The 17,398-nt window shown below is 52.7% G+C and carries 8 protein-coding genes, 1 tRNA gene and 3 pseudogenes; 7 read left to right on the top strand and 5 right to left on the bottom strand.

Going from position 1 to position 17,398, the window contains the following annotated elements:
- Positions 1-3: 3 nt before the first annotated feature.
- Together trmH and recG are read left to right on the top strand one after the other, a co-directional pair.
- The gene (gene trmH / locus ACLJTG_RS12920; protein ID WP_001068436.1) at positions 4-693 is read left to right on the top strand and encodes a tRNA (guanosine(18)-2'-O)-methyltransferase TrmH; all 690 of its coding nucleotides are present in this window, start codon (positions 4-6) and stop codon (positions 691-693) included.
- A gap of 5 nt (positions 694-698) precedes the next feature.
- The gene (gene recG, locus ACLJTG_RS12915; protein WP_000016751.1) at positions 699-2,780 is read left to right on the top strand and encodes an ATP-dependent DNA helicase RecG; all 2,082 of its coding nucleotides are present in this window, start codon (positions 699-701) and stop codon (positions 2,778-2,780) included.
- Between the two features lie 35 nt (positions 2,781-2,815).
- Here the strand turns inward: recG and gltS are convergent, their stop codons facing one another.
- Positions 2,816-4,021, bottom strand: a complete 1,206-nt coding sequence (gene gltS, locus ACLJTG_RS12910; protein ID WP_000462250.1) for a sodium/glutamate symporter — start codon at positions 4,019-4,021, stop codon at positions 2,816-2,818.
- A gap of 227 nt (positions 4,022-4,248) precedes the next feature.
- Between gltS and xanP the strand changes: the two genes are divergently transcribed.
- Complete coding sequence (xanP, locus tag ACLJTG_RS12905) at positions 4,249-5,640, top strand: xanthine/proton symporter XanP (protein ID WP_000115428.1); 1,392 nt, start codon at positions 4,249-4,251, stop codon at positions 5,638-5,640.
- Positions 5,641-5,760: 120 nt separating this feature from the next.
- The gene (locus ACLJTG_RS12900) at positions 5,761-7,470 is read left to right on the top strand and encodes an AsmA family protein (RefSeq protein WP_198898245.1); all 1,710 of its coding nucleotides are present in this window, start codon (positions 5,761-5,763) and stop codon (positions 7,468-7,470) included.
- Positions 7,471-7,572: 102 nt separating this feature from the next.
- Here the strand turns inward: ACLJTG_RS12900 and yicI are convergent.
- Both yicI and ACLJTG_RS12890 read right to left on the bottom strand, forming a co-directional pair.
- Positions 7,573-9,891, bottom strand: a pseudogene (gene yicI / locus ACLJTG_RS12895) (alpha-xylosidase).
- Positions 9,892-9,902: 11 nt separating this feature from the next.
- Positions 9,903-11,285 (bottom strand): glycoside-pentoside-hexuronide family transporter, encoded by a 1,383-nt coding sequence (locus tag ACLJTG_RS12890; protein ID WP_000834259.1) that lies wholly within the window; start codon positions 11,283-11,285, stop codon positions 9,903-9,905.
- Positions 11,286-11,572: 287 nt separating this feature from the next.
- Between ACLJTG_RS12890 and ACLJTG_RS12885 the strand changes: the two genes are divergently transcribed.
- Positions 11,573-11,667, top strand: a tRNA-Sec gene (locus ACLJTG_RS12885).
- A gap of 35 nt (positions 11,668-11,702) precedes the next feature.
- Here ACLJTG_RS12885 and ACLJTG_RS12880 read toward each other — a convergent pair.
- Positions 11,703-12,042 (bottom strand): annotated as a pseudogene (locus ACLJTG_RS12880) (transposase); the annotation flags it as partial.
- Between the two features lie 1,247 nt (positions 12,043-13,289).
- Here ACLJTG_RS12880 and ACLJTG_RS12875 point away from each other — a divergent pair.
- Both ACLJTG_RS12875 and misL read left to right on the top strand, forming a co-directional pair.
- Complete coding sequence (locus tag ACLJTG_RS12875; protein ID WP_000984812.1) at positions 13,290-13,907, top strand: helix-turn-helix transcriptional regulator; 618 nt, start codon at positions 13,290-13,292, stop codon at positions 13,905-13,907.
- Positions 13,908-13,981: 74 nt separating this feature from the next.
- Positions 13,982-16,832: pseudogene (misL, locus tag ACLJTG_RS12870) on the top strand (intestinal colonization autotransporter adhesin MisL).
- 94 nt (positions 16,833-16,926) lie between these two features.
- On the opposite strand, the gene ACLJTG_RS12865 reads toward misL, so the two are convergent.
- Positions 16,927-17,391 (bottom strand): membrane protein, encoded by a 465-nt coding sequence (locus ACLJTG_RS12865; RefSeq protein ID WP_001653911.1) that lies wholly within the window; start codon positions 17,389-17,391, stop codon positions 16,927-16,929.
- Between the last annotated feature and the right edge of the window lie 7 nt (positions 17,392-17,398).

The following is a 17,398-nucleotide window of genomic DNA, read 5'->3' as shown; positions in this document are numbered from 1 at the left end:
GCTATGAATCCAAAACGTTATGCGCGTATATGCGAAATGCTCGCCAGGCGTCAGCCTGATCTCACGGTCTGCATGGAGCAAGTCCACAAACCTCATAACGTTTCTGCAATCATTCGTACCGCAGATGCCGTTGGCGTCCATGAAGTCCATGCTATCTGGCCAGGTAGCCGGATGCGCACCATGGCTTCCGCGGCGGCGGGCAGCAACAGTTGGGTACAGGTGAAAACTCACCGTACCATTGGCGATGCGGTAGCCCATTTGAAAGGACGGGGAATGCAGATTCTGGCAACCCATCTTTCTGATAAGGCCGTAGACTTTCGCGAGATTGATTACACGCGCCCGACCTGTATTCTGATGGGTCAGGAGAAAACCGGTATTACTCAGGAAGCATTAGACCTGGCGGATCGGGATATCATCATTCCTATGATCGGCATGGTACAGTCGCTGAATGTTTCCGTCGCCTCCGCGCTCATTCTTTATGAAGCCCAGCGCCAGCGGCAGAACGCGGGCATGTATCTGCGTGAAAATAGCATGTTGCCGGAAGATGAACAGCAGCGCCTGCTGTTTGAGGGTGGTTATCCGGTGCTGGCGAAAGTCGCTAAACGTAAAGGTCTGCCTTATCCTCGCGTCAATCAGCAGGGCGAAATCGACGCCGATGCTGACTGGTGGGCGACGATGCAGGCGGCAGGGTAATCACCATGTCAGGCCGCTTGTTAGACGCTGTTCCGCTCAATTCCCTGACAGGCGTCGGCGCAGCGCAAAGCAGTAAACTGGCGAAAATTGGCCTGCATACCGTGCAGGACCTCCTGCTTCACCTCCCTCTGCGTTACGAAGACCGTACACATCTCTACCCCATTGGCGAACTGCTACCTGGCATCTACGCCACCGTTGAAGGCGAAGTGCTGAACTGTAACATCACTTTCGGTGGTCGTCGGATGATGACCTGCCAGATTAGCGACGGTTCCGGCATTCTTACCATGCGCTTTTTCAATTTTAACGCAGCGATGAAAAACAGCCTGGCGACGGGACGACGTGTGCTGGCCTACGGGGAAGCGAAGCGCGGCAAGTATGGCGCAGAGATGATCCATCCGGAATATCGCCTGCAGGGCGATCTCAGCACGCCGGAACTTCAGGAAACGCTCACCCCCGTCTATCCGACCACCGAGGGCGTGAAGCAAGCGACACTGCGCAAGCTTACCGATCAGGCGCTGGAGTTGCTCGACACCTGCGCCATTGCCGAACTACTGCCGCCGGAACTGGCGCAGGGTATGATGAGCCTGCCGGAGGCGCTACGTACCTTGCATCGCCCGCCGCCGACGCTCCAGCTCGCCGATTTAGAAACCGGCAAACACCCGGCGCAGCGGCGGCTTATTCTTGAAGAGCTACTGGCGCATAATCTCAGTATGCTGGCGCTTCGCGCAGGCGCGCAGCGTTATCACGCTCAGCCGCTAAGTACCAACAACATATTGAAAGACAAGCTGCTGGCGTCGTTGCCGTTTAAACCCACCAGCGCGCAGGCGCGGGTGGTAGCAGAGATCGAACGTGATATGGCGCTGGATGTGCCGATGATGCGTCTGGTTCAGGGCGACGTGGGTTCCGGTAAAACGTTGGTTGCGGCGCTTGCCGCCTTGCGCGCTATTGCCCACGGTAAGCAGGTGGCGCTGATGGCGCCGACCGAACTGCTGGCTGAACAGCACGCAAATAATTTCCGCAACTGGTTCGAACCGTTGGGCGTTGAAGTGGGTTGGCTGGCCGGTAAGCAAAAAGGTAAAGCGCGTCAGGCGCAGCAAGAGGCTATTGCCAGCGGTCAGGTGCAGATGATTGTCGGCACCCACGCTATCTTTCAGGAACAGGTGCAGTTTAACGGGCTGGCGCTGGTCATTATCGATGAGCAGCACCGCTTTGGCGTCCACCAGCGGCTGGCATTGTGGGAAAAAGGCCAGCAGCAGGGCTTTCATCCGCATCAGTTGATTATGACCGCAACGCCCATTCCTCGCACCCTGGCGATGACTGCCTACGCCGATCTCGATACCTCGGTGATTGACGAGCTACCGCCGGGCCGTACCCCTGTCACTACCGTTGCGATTCCGGATACCCGTCGCCATGAAATCATTGATCGTGTGCGCAACGCCTGCACAACCGAAGGCCGTCAGGCCTACTGGGTCTGTACGCTGATTGAAGAGTCAGACCTGCTGGAAGCGCAGGCGGCGGAAGCCACCTGGGAGGAGCTCAAGCTGGCGTTACCGGAGTTGAATATCGGCCTGGTACACGGCCGCATGAAGCCCGCCGAAAAACAGGCGGTGATGCAGGCCTTTAAGCAGGGCGAACTGCAACTGCTGGTCGCCACTACGGTGATTGAGGTGGGGGTCGATGTTCCTAACGCCAGCCTGATGATTATTGAAAACCCGGAGCGACTGGGCCTGGCGCAGTTACACCAGCTCAGAGGACGCGTTGGCCGTGGCGCGGTCGCGTCGCACTGCGTGCTGCTCTATAAATCGCCGTTGTCGAAAACGGCGCAGAAGCGTTTACAGGTATTGCGCGACAGCAACGACGGCTTTGTGATTGCACAAAAAGATTTAGAGATTCGCGGCCCGGGGGAATTACTGGGCACGCGCCAGACGGGTAACGCCGAATTTAAAGTAGCTGATTTGCTGCGTGATCAAGCCATGATTCCCGAAGTTCAGCGTATTGCCCGTCATATTCACGAACGTTATCCGCAGCAGGCACAAGCGCTGATTGAGCGCTGGATGCCGGAAACCGAACGTTATTCCAACGCCTAATGAGCACGGCGGCTTTAATGCCGCCGTACAAACCCTTATTGCGCAAAAATCGGTAACATCAGGTACAGCTTGATCACCAACGCATTGACGATATCGATAAAGAACGCGCCGACCATCGGCACCACCAGAAACGCCATATGTGAGGGGCCAAAACGGTCGGTAATCGCCTGCATATTAGCAATGGCGGTCGGCGTTGCGCCAAGGCCAAAACCGCAGTGACCCGCCGCCAGCACCGCCGCATCATAGTTTTTCCCCATCATGCGCCAGGTGACGAAGATCGCGTACAGCGCCATGAAGATGGTCTGTACCACCAGAATCGCCAGCATCGGCAGCGCCAGCGACGCCAGTTCCCACAGCTTCAGGCTCATCAGCGCCATTGCCAGGAACAGTGACAAACTCACGTTCCCCAGCACCGAAACAGCACGCTCAAATACGCGATAAAAACCCACCAGCGCCAGGCCATTGCTGAGGATCACCCCAACAAATAGCACACAAACGAAGACCGGCAGTTCAAGCACCGTTCCCGCCAGTAGCTGCGCTACGATTTTGCCCACGGTCAGACAGATAGCAATCAGGGCGATGGTTTCGATTAGCACCAGAGAGGTGATCATACGGCCCACATCCGGCTTTTCAAAGGCTGTCGGCACGGCCTGATCGTCAGGCATTCCATCCGGCGTGGTGGAGTGCTTCACCAGATAACGCGCTACCGGGCCGCCAATCAACCCGCCCAGTACCAGGCCAAAGGTTGCACATGCCATTGCAACTTCGGTGGCATTGGCAAAACCATAACGTTCGACAAACAGTTTACTCCACGCCGCGCCGGTACCGTGTCCGCCGGACAGCGTAATTGACCCGGCAATCAGCCCCATTAACGGGTCCAGCCCCAGCAAACTCGCCATGCCGATACCGATAGCATTCTGCATCAGCAGTAATCCGACCACGACGACCAGGAAGACGCCAACAACGCGTCCCCCCTTGCGCAGGCTGGCAAGGTTAGCGTTAAGGCCGATCGTCGCGAAAAACGCCAGCATCAACGGATCGCGCAGGGTCATATCAAAGTTGACCTCCCAACCGACGCTTTTTTTCAGCACAAGCAGAGCAACCGCGACCAGTAACCCCCCCGCCACCGGTTCCGGAATCGTATATTTCTTCAGTAAGGAGACAGACTGGACCAGCTTGCGACCCAGTAGCAGCACCAGCGTGGCGGCGACAAGGGTCGATAAGGTATCGAGTTCAAACATTTAAAGCTCCTGTAGTGCGCTGTGACATGTGCGCACAAATCATTTCCTGAGTCAGTTTTTTAGCTCTTTGCGAGTCTTCGGCATGGATTTTAAGCAGAAAAAGGCAAAAAGTTATATAAAAAGGTGCATTTATCTTTTTTAAATATTAAGAATATTCGCTCGCAATCGTTTGCTTTTACCACCTGGTCAGATAAAATCACCGCTTTTCCACCACGAGAATGTCCCTGATGTCCGTTAACGCCATCGAGCCGGCAGATGCGCAACCGGTTGCGCAGACGCAAAACAGCGAATTAATTTACCGTCTTGAAGATCGCCCGCCGCTCCCTCAAACCCTTTTTGCCGCTTGTCAGCATCTGCTGGCCATGTTTGTCGCGGTAATCACGCCAGCGCTGTTAATCTGCCAGGCGTTGGGTTTACCGGCGCAGGATACGCAGCACATTATCAGCATGTCGCTGTTCGCCTCCGGCGTAGCCTCTATTATTCAAATCAAAGCGTGGGGGCCGGTAGGATCGGGGCTGTTATCCATCCAGGGAACCAGTTTTAACTTTGTCGCCCCGCTGATTATGGGCGGTACCGCGCTGAAAACCGGCGGCGCGGACGTCCCGACGATGATGGCGGCGCTGTTCGGCACGCTGATGCTGGCAAGCTGCACCGAGATGGTGCTTTCTCGCATTCTACATCTGGCGCGCCGGATTATCACGCCGTTAGTCTCCGGCGTCGTGGTGATGATTATTGGCCTGTCGCTGATTCAGGTGGGGCTAACCTCCATCGGCGGCGGCTATGCCGCCATGAGCGACAACACCTTTGGCGCACCGAAAAACCTGCTGCTGGCCGGCGTCGTCCTGGCCATTATTATCCTGCTGAATCGGCAGCGTAATCCCTACCTGCGCGTGGCTTCTTTGGTTATTGCCATGGCGGCAGGCTATCTTTTGGCCTGGTTTATGGGCATGTTGCCTGAGAATAACGCGCCGGTCTCGCAGGACATCCTGATGGTGCCGACCCCGCTGTATTATGGTCTGGGCATTGACTGGAACCTGTTACTGCCGTTGATGCTGGTCTTTATGATTACGTCGCTGGAGACCATCGGAGACATCACCGCCACCTCTGATGTCTCCGAGCAGCCGGTATCCGGCCCCTTGTACATGAAACGGCTAAAGGGCGGCGTACTGGCTAACGGCCTGAACTCATTTGTTTCAGCGGTATTTAATACGTTCCCGAATTCCTGTTTCGGTCAGAACAACGGCGTAATTCAGTTGACTGGCGTCGCCAGTCGCTATGTGGGATTTGTTGTCGCGCTGATGCTGATTGTACTCGGCCTGTTCCCGGCGGTAAGCGGTTTTGTGCAGCATATCCCGGAACCGGTGCTCGGCGGCGCCACGTTGGTGATGTTCGGCACCATTGCCGCCTCCGGGGTGCGTATTGTCTCGCGTGAGCCGCTGAACCGCCGCGCGATTCTGATTATCGCCCTGTCGCTGGCCGTGGGTCTTGGCGTCTCGCAACAGCCGCAGATCCTGCAGTTCGCGCCGGAATGGGTGAAAAATCTGCTCTCATCCGGAATTGCCGCTGGCGGCATCACGGCTATCGTGCTGAACCTGATTCTCCCGCCGGAAAAACCGTAAAAACCCTGCGGCGGCGACACGATTCGCCGCTGCTGTAACGCTCTTTCACCATTCCTGTCTTGAGGATTGCACGCAAATCGTGCATAAATCCCCTATGTGCATTTCACGGGATGGAAGACCATGAAATTGATTGGGAGGTTGCTTCTCTATGTGCTGATCGCCTGTTTAGTGGTGATTTTCGGCTTTTATTTTCTGCTGCAAACGCGCTGGGGCGCAGATCACATCAGCAACTGGGTATCAGAGAACAGCGGTTATCACCTCACATTCGACGTGATGGATCATCGTTTTTCCGCCCCATCCCATCTTTTACTGGAGAATGTGACCTTTGGTCGTGATGGTCAGCCTGCTACCCTGGTCGCGAAAACCGTAGATATCGGTCTGAGCATTCGCCAGTTAACCGCGCCGCTGCATGTCGACACGATCCTGTTACAGGACGGCACGCTGAATATTTCAGTGCAAACCGCCCCTTTCCCGTTTGAGGCCGACCGCCTGCAACTTCGCAATATGGCGCTCAATAGTCCCGGCAGCGAATGGCGGTTGAGCGCCCAGCGCGTTAACGGCGGCGTTATGCCCTGGCGCCCCGAAGCCGGTCGGGTATTAGGCAATAAAGCCCAGATCCAACTGAGCGCCGGTTCGCTGACGTTAAACGACGTTCCCGCCACTAATGTGCTTATTGAAGGCAGTATCGACCATAATCAGGTGATGTTAAACACCGTCGGCGCCGATATGGCGCGCGGAGCGTTAACCGGCGTCGCCCGACGTAACGCTGATGGTAGTTGGGTCGTTGAAAATCTGCGGCTGAATGATATTCGGTTACAAAGCGATAAATCCCTGAGCGAGTTTTTCGCGCCGCTGACTACGGTTCCATCTTTGCAGATTGGTCGTCTTGAAGTGACGGACTCCAGCCTGCAAGGACCAGGCTGGGCAGTCACCGATCTTGACCTGAGTTTGCGCAATCTGACTCTGCGCAAAGAAGACTGGCAAAGTCAGGAAGGTAAATTATCGATGAACGCCAGCGAGTTTATTTACGGCTCACTGCACTTGCTCGATCCAATCCTGAACGCCGAATTTTCACCACAGGGCGTTGCGCTACGCCAGTTCACCACCCGCTGGGAAGGCGGTATGGTCAGAACCTCCGGCGCCTGGTTACGCGAGAGCAAAGCGCTGATTCTGGACGATACCGCTATCGCCGGGCTGGAGTATACGCTGCCGGAAAACTGGAAGCAGTTATGGATGAAGCCGTTGCCCGACTGGTTGAACAGCCTGACGCTGAAAAAATTCAGCGCCAGCCGCAATCTGGTGATCGATATCGACCCGGCCTTCCCGTGGCAAATCACCGCTCTGGACGGCTACGGCGCAAACCTGGAGCTGGTACAACATCATCAATGGGGCGTCTGGAGCGGCAATGCGACCCTCAACGCCGCAGCGGCAACCTTTAACCGTGTGGACGTGCGCCGCCCGTCGCTGTCGTTGACGGCTAATGCCAGCACGGTCAACATCAGCGATCTGAGCGCGTTTACTGGAAAAGGGATACTGGAAGCCACTGCCAGCGTATCGCAACTGCTGCAGCGTCAGACGCAAATCAGCCTGAACGGACGCGGCGTACCAATGGATGTGCTACAGCAGTGGGGCTGGCCGGCATTACCGATTGCTGGCGATGGCAATATTCAGCTCACGGCCAGCGGCAATATTCAGGCCGATGCGCCGTTGAAACCGACGGTAAACGGGCAATTACACGCGGTCAACGCACAAAAGCAGCAGATAACGCAAACGATGCAAGCGGGCGTGGTGTCCGGCGGTGAAGTTACGTCAACGGAGCCAGCGCTGTAATTGAGGGCTTGCCCGGTGGCGATGGCGCTTACCGGGCTTACGGTTCTTGCTCATTTGTAGGCCGGATAAGCGCAGCTCACGGCGCCATCCGGCGATTCAGATTTAAAGCGTAATTACCACTTCATTTCCCTGCGGGGTGACCACTACGCCCAGTTCACTTCCCGCATATGAACCGCATTTGGTACCGCTAATCTGCGTAATATTACGCAGACACAGCGTCCAGTTGCGCGCCTCGCCTTCGCCGCTCACCGTAATGGTATTGCCTGTGCGTTTCGCCTGCAGCGTAAAGATTGTCGAACCATCCGTAGCAGGGACTTCGCAGACCGCTTCGCAGCCGTCATCCAGATGGAATAACTGGAAGGCCGTACCCTCATGCCAGGCGTAATCGGGCTTCTGGCTATTGTTGCCCAGCGCCAGTAGTGTATTGTCACGCACATACACTGGCAGGCTCAGGAAGTCATGCTGCTGTTTATGCCAGCGACTGCCCTGCACTTCATCGTTGCGCCACAGGTGCGTCCAGCGGCCTTCTGGCAGGTAGAACTCCACGTCGCCCGCTTCACTAAATACCGGCGCTACCATGACCGCATCTCCCAGCATGTACTGGCGATCAAGATAATCACACGCCGGATCGTCCGGGAACTCCAGCATCATCGCCCGCATCATTGGCGTACCGGCTTCGTTGGCACACGCCGCTTCCCGATACAGATACGGCATCATCCGGCACTTCTGTTCGGTGAAGAAGCGCACCACGTCACAGGACTCGTCGTCATAGGCCCACGGAACCCGGTAGGATTTGCTACCGTGCAGGCGGCTGTGGCTGGAGAGCAAGCCGAATGCGCACCAACGCTTGTAGACATGCGCCGGCGCGGTATTCTCGAATCCGCCAATATCATGACTCCAGAAGCCAAACCCTGACAGGCCGATGGACAGCCCGCCGCGCAGGCTTTCCGCCATCGATTCGTAGTTGGCGTAGCAGTCGCCGCCCCAGTGCACCGGGAACTGTTGCGCGCCCACCGAGGCGGAACGGGCGAACAGCACCGCCTCTTCAACGCCCACGGTCTCTTTCAGCACGTTCCACACCAGTTCGTTGTAGATGTAGGCATAATGGTTGTGCATTTTCTGTGGATCTGAACCATCAAACCACTGCACATCCGTTGGAATGCGTTCGCCGAAGTCAGTTTTGAAGCAGTCCACTCCCATCTCCACCAGGCCCTTCAGCTTGTCGGCATACCATTCGCAGGCTTGCGGGTTGGTGAAGTCGTAAATCGCCAGTCCCGGCTGCCATTTATCCCACTGCCACAAGGAGCCGTCCGGGCGTTTTAGCAAATATCCTTTCTCTTTCAGCTCCTGGAAGACCGGGGATTTCTGGCCGATGTAGGGGTTAATCCACACGCAGACTTTCAGCCCTTTCGCTTTCAGGCGGCGAATCATCCCTTTCGGATCGGGGAAAGTCACCGGGTCCCATTCAAAATCGCACCACTGAAAAGCTTTCATCCAGAAACAGTCGAAGTGGAAGACGTGCAGCGGCAGATTGCGCTCGGCCATACCGTCGATAAAGCTGTTAACGGTCGCTTCGTCGTAGTTGGTGGTGAATGAGGTGGTCAGCCACAGGCCGAAAGACCAGGCGGGCGGCAGCGCCGGACGACCCGTAAATTGGGTATAGCGGTTCAGCACGTCTTTCGGGGTCGGGCCGTCGATGACGAAGTATTCCAGATACTCGCTCTCGACGCTGAACTGAACTTTGGAGACTTTCTCGGAGCCAATTTCAAACGACACGCACTGCGGATGATTCACCAGCACACCGTAGCCACGGTTGGTGATATAGAACGGGATATTCTTGTACGATTGCTCGGTGCTGGTGCCGCCGTCGCGGTTCCAGGTCTCCACCGTCTGACCGTTACGCACCAGCGCGGTAAAGCGCTCGCCCAGCCCGTAGACGGTTTCGCCCACGCCGAGATCCAGACGCTCGAACATGTAGTTGCGCCCGCTATTGGTGTCCTGCACATAGCCGTTATTTTTCAACTGACTACCGGTGATACGTACACCGTTGCGCAGAAAATCCAGAGACCAGAGCTCGCCTTTGGTGACGCGCACGCTCAGGCTGCCGCTCTTGAGTTCGGCAAATTCAGCGTTGTTCTGCATCTTCACGTTGATATCTTGCAAGACATTGAGCGGATAATGTGGGCCGTTATCCAAAGCGCCCTGGAAGTGTTCCATCCGTACACCTATCACTCCTTCCTGCGGCGAGAAAAAGCGCAGGGTAAACAACGGGGTATCCAGTTGTCAGGTTCGTTCGCGGACATCGCGCGGCGCGGCATAGACCACCATCTCATTCCCGTGCTGTTCAACGTCGAACACCTGAACCGGGTGAATCAAATTAAGGCCAGGCTGGATCAGCCAGTTTCCGTCGCTAATTTTCATAGTCTGTTCCTTTAGTTTTGCAATTCTTTATGGGTAAATTCTTGTTCGTTGCGGTGTGCGCCCTGCGCCAGTTGTTCCAGAATGGTTTTCAGGAACGGGCTTTTCAGGGTGTAGTAGCGTTTAGCGATCGCGGCGCTCAGCAGATAACAGATGGCCGGGACGATAGTGAACAGAGCGATGATGATGCTGATCGTGGCGCTGTTTTGCGTTTTCGCCGCCGCGTCGTAACCGCCGCCTGCCAGCATCCAGCCAATCAGCGCCCCGCCGAGGGCAAGACCCAGTTTCAGCACGAACAACGTGCCGGCAAAACTGATCCCCGTCAGGCGTTTGCCGTTACACCATTCGCCGTAGTCGACGGTGTCAGACATCATCACCCACTGGATAGGCGTGACTAACTGGTGCAATACGCCAATCACGAAGATAAAGACGAACATAGCGATCGTGGCGTGCATCGGTACGAAGAACATCGCCACGCTGATTACTGCGAGTAAAGCGTTGGTCCACCAGAAAACGCTCACTTTGCATTTCCAGTCGGTCAACGGTTTTGCCAGCGCCGAGCCAATCAGGTTGCCGACGCAATAGGTGGTGAGGAAGGCGACAAACACGCCCGGTTTGCCCAATATCCAGGTGACGTAATACATCATCGCCCCGCCGCGCACGCATACCGCCAGAATATTCAGGATGGTGAGCAGGCCGACTATGCGCCACTGGTCGTTGTGCCAGATATCACGCAGGTCTTCACGCATGGAGGTATGGGTGGCAGGCGCTTCAACGCGCTCTTTGGTGGTAAAGAAACAGAACGCCAGCATCAGGAACGCCACCACCGAGAGCGCCGCGATACCCCCCTGGAAGCCCAGCGCCTTATTCTCGCCGCCAATCAGTTTCACCAGAGGCATCATCAGTACGGTAGAGAGCATTCCGCCCGCCGTTGCCAGCACAAAGCGCCAAGATTGCAGGGAGATACGCTGCGTTGGGTCATTGGTTATTACCCCCCCCAACGCGCAGTAAGGGATGTTGACCACAGTGTACAGAAGGGTGAGCAACGTGTAGGTGATGGCGGCATAAATCATTTTGCCGTTCAGACTGAGATCCGGCGTGCTATAAGCCAGCACACAAACGATACCAAACGGCAACGCGCCAAACAGCACCCAGGGTCGGAATTTGCCCCAGCGAGAGCGGGTGCGGTCGGCCAGCAGGCCCATACAAGGGTCGGAGATGGCATCAAGCGCACGCGCCAGTAAAAACATGGTGCCAACAAAACCAGCGGGAATGCCGAAAATATCGGTATAGAAGAACATCATATATAACATGACGTTATCAAAGATGATGTGGCTCGCGGCATCGCCCATACCATAGCCAATCTTCTCCTTAACGGAGAGAATTTCACTTTTCATTACGCATCCTTAACGCTCACAACGCTCACTGATACCGGTTACAGTTTTTGTAAACCTTCCCTGCGAGCGTGAATATTCCGTTATTTGGTTATCAAATTACGATTCTTGTTTTCTGTGATCAGGGTAGCGTCAAAAAGTGTGATGAAATGTAACTAATGGATTTTATGGGGGTTTATATGAAACCGATCATGGCAGAAGGAAAGGGAAGTTAAAAAAGCACGGGAGGGGATGTGGAAACGCCAGGAAGTAGCTATAATGCGCGCGCCTCCATGTAGCAATCGAGGCGCGGAAGATCGTCGTCTCCGGTGAGGCGGCTGGACTTCAAATCCAGTTGGGGCCGCCAGCGGTCCCGGGCAGGTTCGACTCCTGTGATCTTCCGCCAATTAGCCTCTTCTGACCTCAATAAAATGAATCGCCACGCGCCCGTGGACTTCGGTATCCGACCTGAGCCTTTATCTCCACACGTTGCATCAACCACCAGACTTTGTTTACACCGCATTGTTCCCGATATCCAGCAGATCGAGACAGATCTTGCGATAACCATAAACACAGCCCGATTCCAGCCAGAACTGCCTGTATGCCCCGTCAGATTCAGGTCAACATGATGCCGTCGTGAATGTGGCGGCTTTATCCAGGCGTAAAGACTATGGATAGTAATATCAAGACGTGTTGCGACGCTGGAAACAGAATGGCTGCGCTCAATAATCTGTTCTACCACTTTAATTTTAAACGCTTCGGGATAACATTTACCGCTCATGGGCTCCTCTCTTTAAGTCATCTTAAATGACTCAGCGGTGTCTGTTAAACCTGTGGCGATTCCCTCCTCCGTTTTATCCAGACGAAATTATCCTGATAATGCGCTGTAGCGGCTGAATGACTTAATATCACATCAACCTAAACACTGAATAGTTTCTCAATTACCTGATTTTTCATTGTTATCTATTAGATACTGCAAGCATTTTATCTTTATACCCTTTCTCTCCCATACGTCCTGTTTATTCATAACCCCTCCCATTATTATATTTCAGCAGTAAAATATCCGTATACATTCTTATACCATGTGCTCATATTACTCCACATAATCGTGCTATTCACATTTAGAGATCACGTCATCGATCTGCTAACGAAGGAATCTCTATGTGTAAATCCCGTCTCACTGAGCATCAGAACATCGCCGTAATTAAGTTGGCCGAAGCCGGATGAATGGTTAAAGATATCTGCCCTGAGGCGGATATTTGTGAAGTGACTGACTATATCTATGGACATTGGGTTTCACCACATCCTGTTTCTCACTAATGTGCTCCGGGAAAGAGTTTTCATCAGATGAGCGATTGAAAAGAGAAGCCAGAAGCTGAAGTTGCTTCGACCAATAAGTCTGTCACTTGCTCAGACTGTCACGATCAGAATTAAGTCAGATCAACTTATTGGCAAGGTATAACTCCCGGCATTAAGTTACAAAATTTTCTCATGGCATTAGCATTACACCTCCTTAAAGTTTACATGCGTCTCTATAAAAGAGTCTTAAATTTGTATATAAGAAGTTGATGAGAGCACAAATTTCACCATTAAGTCATTGAATAACAATGCAATAAAAGAAAAAATCTTAAATTAGGTTTTAATAATAAGAATTCATTACAGGTTGACAGGAATTACTTTTATATTTCATCACATCACCCCGATAGTGACGAAGGCAGCAGACAGATGGTATTGAGAACCGTTATTTATCACCCTCATGATTTAGCAAATAGTGCTGTTTTAAGATTTTTTATGATATTGGAGATACTGTATAAAAATCTCAATGAGTGAAATACGAATCCGAAATGATGTATTACGACTGTCGGATCTGTCATGATTCCTTAAAGCTGTATTTTAGGTCTTTCCAGGAGTTTATGACACTGACAATAATTCGCGACTTTTGACAGCCGTAGCACGGTATATTATCTGGATTGACACATTTATTTACCAATGAAATATTAATAGAAACATCGACGGGAGTCGTTCAGGATGATGAGAAAGCCTTCACAAATTGTCCATTGCATTAGTTGCGATTTATCCTGTCAATTATTCCCTGACAGCGCAGTACGGGTGCAATACTGTCATAATGCGGCATTTTCCATCTGGCCAGATGGTAATGCTTTCCTGAAAAAAGGGTTTATTGAAAAGTTATTGCTTGATAGACACAACCATTTATCCAGCGGTTTTATCTTTGTTGATTTTTCTTTCCCGAATCTTCGACGATTTACCGATTTACAATGGGCTGACAGTCTGGCAAACAGTGGTATGCATATTGTCCTGATTTCTGACAGAAGTTTAACTCCGCTGGCCAATTACTGGATTTTGAAAAGCAATAAAATACAAGGAATTATTTATTCCGATGACGATGATATTGTGCAACAGCAAAAGATGCACCGCTTGTTTACCGGTCGGCTTGCCAACAGTAAACGTGGACGAACGCTTAACTATACGGAATTTATATTACTGAAGCGCTTTGTATCAGGAATAAGTATTCAGCAGATTGTAAATATTGACAATATTGATATTAAGAAACTTTATGTGCATAAGCTGCGGCTTGAAAATAAGCTAGGGCATAGCATTCATAAAATAATATCAAATATTTTATAGATCCGTTTCCATTTTTATTATTTCCATATTATTGCGATGTGGAAGACGCTTTACGCCATAATGCAGGAGGCAGAATGCCAACTCCCCAAAATTACTCATTCATCGCCATAGCGGTATCAGCAGCGTTAGCCTCTATGGTATTTCCCTCCCAGGCGGCCTGGGTTGACGTTGATAGTCTGCCATCCAGTGGGCTGGTCAGCCAGTTGCCGCCGGAATTACAGGCTATTATTCCCACTCAGGCCAGTACCGGTTTCACCAAAGTCGGTACTATGCCCAACTACGTTTATCAGTGGAACACCGGCACCATCCCGGTTTATGGCAATGGCCTCACGCTTAATGGGCCGGGCGCGGAGGCGTTTGAACACACTGTCACGGTTATTCAGAACAGCGGGACGGGAAGTCCGGGCGTGATTTTTGGCAACGACCTGGCCATTCGGACGCAGTCGGCGAATGCCGCGAATAATGGTAGAGACGTCGATGGCATCCGTACTCACGGCGCAAATACTCCGGATAACCCGGTATTTATTATTACCGGTGACCGTACCAACATCTACGTGGATGGTCAGGATGGTGACGGTATTAACGCCGGATATAACTCACTGGGCCAGGGTTGGACCGGATCGGCCAATATTTACGTCGGCGACGATCTGTATATCAAAACAACAGGTAGCCAGGGACGTGGAATTACAGCTAACGCCATGCGGGATGCGTCACGTGCCAAAAATACGATTGTCGTCGGCAATCGTGCACATATTGTTACTACCGGCGACAGTTCGGAGGGGCTGCGTACCGGACAAAGCGGTTCGTTGATTCGTCTGGGTGACGATGCAACCATCGAAACCTCCGGCGCATCCTCAACGGGGATTTACGCAGCATCCTCCTCCAGAACCGAGCTTGGCAACAACGCTACTATTACGGTGAACGGTGCCAGCGCACACGCGGTATATGCAACTAACGCTACCGTTAATTTGGGAGAGAATGCCACTATTAGCGTTAACAGCGCCAGTAAGGCTGCATCCTATAGTAAAGCTCCTGCCGGTTTATACGCCCTCTCCCGAGGCGCCATTAATCTGGCAGGCGGTGCGGCTATTACTATGGCGGGCGATAACAGTAGCGAAAGTTACGCCATCAGCACGGAAACTGGCGGCATTGTTGACGGTTCTTCAGGAGGTCGTTTCGTCATCGACGGTGATATTCGTGCTGCTGGCGCCACTGCTGCCAGCGGTACGCTACCGCAGCAGAACAGTACGATTAAGCTCAATATGACGGACAACTCGCGATGGGACGGGGCGTCATACATCACCAGCGCTACGGCGGGCACAGGCGTTATCTCTGTACAAATGAGCGATGCGACCTGGAATATGACCAGCAGCTCAACGCTCACTGACCTGACGCTGAATAGTGGCGCAACCATTAACTTCAGCCATGAAGATGGCGAACCATGGCAAACGCTCACCATCAATGAAGATTATGTAGGCAACGGCGGTAAGCTGGTCTTTAATACTGTGCTCAACGATGATGATTCCGAAACGGACAGGCTGCAGGTTCTCGGCAATACTTCAGGCAACACATTTGTTGCAGTAAATAATATTGGAGGAGCCGGGGCGCAAACCATTGAAGGTATTGAAATTGTTAACGTTGCTGGCAATTCCAACGGTACTTTCGAAAAAGCAAGCCGTATTGTTGCCGGAGCCTATGACTACAACGTGGTGCAGAAAGGTAAAAACTGGTATCTGACCAGCTACATTGAGCCGGACGAACCGATTATTCCCGATCCGGTGGACCCTGTTATTCCCGATCCGGTAGACCCTGATCCAGTAGACCCGGTTATCCCTGACCCTATTATTCCCGATCCGGTGGACCCTGATCCAGTAGACCCTGAGCCAGTAGACCCGGTCATCCCTGATCCGACAATTCCTGACATAGGGCAATCTGACACACCGCCGATAACAGAACATCAGTTCCGTCCGGAAGTGGGTAGCTACCTTGCCAACAACTATGCGGCAAATACGCTGTTCATGACGCGTCTCCATGACCGTCTGGGTGAAACCCAGTACACCGACATGCTGACGGGTGAGAAGAAGGTCACCAGCCTGTGGATGCGTAACGTCGGCGCCCATACTCGCTTCAACGATGGCAGCGGGCAGCTAAAAACCCGCATCAACAGCTATGTGTTACAACTGGGAGGCGATCTGGCACAGTGGAGCACTGACGGTCTTGACCGTTGGCATATTGGTGCAATGGCAGGTTATGCCAACAGCCAGAACCGCACGCTGTCGTCCGTGAGTGACTATCATTCCCGTGGTCAAGTCACCGGTTACAGCGTCGGCCTTTACGGCACCTGGTATGCTAACAATATCGATCGGTCTGGAGCTTATGTGGATACCTGGATGCTGTACAACTGGTTTGATAACAAGGTCATGGGTCAGGATCAGGCCGCTGAGAAATATAAATCCAAAGGAATTACCGCCTCGGTTGAAGCCGGTTACAGCTTCAGGTTAGGTGAAAGCGCGCATCAAAGCTACTGGTTGCAGCCCAAAGCGCAGGTGGTATGGATGGGCGTGCAGGCTGACGACAATCGCGAAGCCAATGGTACCCTCGTCAAGGATGATACCGCCGGTAATCTGCTAACCCGCATGGGCGTAAAAGCCTATATTAACGGCCACAATGCTATTGATAACGATAAATCTCGAGAGTTCCAGCCATTCGTGGAAGCGAACTGGATCCATAATACGCAGCCTGCCAGCGTGAAGATGGACGATGTCAGCAGCGATGCGTGGTACGAAAAATATTGGTGAACTGAAAGTGGGTATTGAAGGACAAATTACCCCGCGCCTGAACGTATGGGGTAACGTGGCGCAACAGGTAGGTGACACAGGTTATAGTGATACCCGAGGAATGTTGGGGATGAAATACAGTTTCTGATTCAGGTAACAACAGAGCCGCTGATCTTCAGCGGCTTTTACCCGGAAGCGCTTTCATTTAGCTGATACGTTTCATGAACGGCTCCCAAAACCGCTTAATGTGTACAGAAAAATATCGGGCGTTTCCCGATGGTGAACATAAAGCCACGATGGCCCTGAGTCAGGATGGTGTAACTGATACTTTTCCCTGGATAGACATAAAAATCGGGTAAAACCGTCTCGATAACCGCATCGGACAGTGTTTCGTCACGCGTGACTTTGTTGATATCCGTCGATATAAAATGGGTGCTGTCTTTATTTTCACTCCATACATAGGAAACATCACGGCGGATCACGCCGCTCATTTTATTATCGACGTAATATGTTCCGCTGATGGAAACCACCCCAGTGCGTTTTTTCAGCGAATACATAAAGTCCAGCGTCAGGTTAGCCTGAGTATTGTTATAAAACACAATCACAGGCGCCGTACATTTCTCTGGATCCCGGTTCTTTTCCGTATACAAATGAAAAAGATGCCCAAGCCCTACTCCCAGACACAGTAGCGTCAGGCAGGCTAACATCAGTGCC

Source organism: Salmonella sp. SAL00672, assembly GCF_046552175.1.
In the GTDB taxonomy this organism is placed as follows: Bacteria; Pseudomonadota; Gammaproteobacteria; order Enterobacterales; family Enterobacteriaceae; genus Salmonella; species Salmonella enterica.
Note: the sequence above shows the minus strand (reverse complement) of the source record. Positions and strands in the feature narration are given on the sequence as shown.